The 1,543-nt window shown below is 61.4% G+C and carries 1 protein-coding gene; it reads left to right on the forward strand.

Going from position 1 to position 1,543, the window contains the following annotated elements; translation table 11 throughout:
- Nucleotides 1-101 precede the first annotated feature (101 nt).
- Nucleotides 102-1,295, forward strand: a complete 1,194-nt coding sequence (locus A3220_RS16600) for a transposase (RefSeq protein WP_062376055.1) — start codon at nucleotides 102-104, stop codon at nucleotides 1,293-1,295.
- The last annotated feature ends 248 nt before the right edge of the window (nucleotides 1,296-1,543 follow it).

A 1,543-nucleotide genomic window follows, 5' to 3' on the forward strand; every position in this document is an offset into this window, starting at 1 on the left:
AATATGTAACCTGAATCCGTGAGACCGGCCCCCGGAAGCACTTCTAACCCACTGACCTGCATGGCAATATAGCCATTATCGCCATTCACCCAGACAGTGCCATGCCCAACATAAAGTTCCGCGCCAGTTGCCGCACCCTCACCAGCCACGCCGGGCTGTCCATCATCGGGCAATGCTTCGAGATCGCTGGCGTCGACAGCATCGACAGCCGCTTCCCCACCACGCTGGGCATGCGCACCAGTGACGTGATCAAGAGCTACCTGGGCCTGCTGTGTCTGGGCATGAGCGACTATGACGCTGTCGAGAACTTCCGCCGCGACAAGCCCTTCCAACAACTGCTGACCCTGCAGAAGGTGCCGAGCGCGGCGACGCTGCGACAGCGGCTGGAAAAACTTGCCGCCAACGACCTGCAGGCGCGCACCGCCACCTGGTCCACGACCCTGCTGTCACTGATCGAAGCACCGATCACCGCCGAGACGACGCACGTCTGCCTGGACATCGACACCCTCGTCATGGACAACAGCAACTCGAAGAAGGAAGGCGTCTCGCGGACCTACCAGAAGGTCGATGGCTACACCCCGATCGCCGCCTACCTGGGCAACGAAGGGTGGTGCCTGGGTCTGGAACTGCGGCCTGGCAAGCAGCACACCATGAAGGAGAGCAACGCCTTCCTGGAGCGGGTACTGCCTCGCGCCCAATGCTTGACCAAGCAACCGATCCTGTTACGCGAGGACAGCGGCTTCGACAGCCAGGCGCTGTGGCCGCAGACCGTCTCGATCCACGACGACAACAAGACCGAATACGTCGTCCAACGCGTGATGCGCCTGGTCGAGCGCACCGCCGATCGCGATGGCCAGTTGCTGCTCGAACCGGACTATGAGTTGGAAGGCTGGTGGACCAGCCTGGACGAGGCGCCGGAGGCGGTGATCAAGCGCTACCAGGCGCATGCCACCCATGAGCAGTTTCACAGCGAGATCAAGACCGATCTCGACCTGGAGCGCTTGCCGTCCGGCAAGTTCGCCGCCAACGATCTGATCCTGCATCTCGCCCAGTTGGCCTACAACATCCTGCGCCTGATGGGACAGCTGGGCATGACCGGCGAGCTGAGCCCGGTTCGCCACCCGGCCAAGCGGCGCCGGCTGCGCACCGTGCTACAAGAGCTGGTGCACCGTGCGGCTCTCGTGATTCACAAGGCACGGCAGATCATCCTCGACTTCGGGCAGGATATCGGGCGCATGACGGTGCTCAAGACGCTGCGGAGCCGACTGCGTTATCCACGAGGAACGCCATGCTGACCGTCAATCGGCGACACTCTATCCACAAGCAGTTCCAAGCGACACGCGATCGCCAGATATGTCGTGCCTGGCGGGTGGAAAGGCATGACAAAACGGGCCGTCAGCACCGATCAGCACGGTGGGTTTTGGCAATAACGGGCTTGCGAAAGCCAACTTGCACGGGGCGAATGATCAAAAAAGTGCTCGCTGGCGGTGATAGGGAAAGTGTCGGCGCCGGCTTCACGGATTCAGGTATATTAAAACAGTGA

This window comes from Halomonas sp. KX33721, assembly GCF_001596805.1.
Classification (GTDB): domain Bacteria; phylum Pseudomonadota; class Gammaproteobacteria; order Pseudomonadales; family Halomonadaceae; genus Vreelandella; species Vreelandella aquamarina.

Coding starts and splice junctions, on each gene's coding strand:
- A3220_RS16600 (WP_062376055.1), top strand. CDS start 102: ATGCCCAACATAAAGTTCCGCGCCAGTTGCCGCACCCTCACCAGCCAC.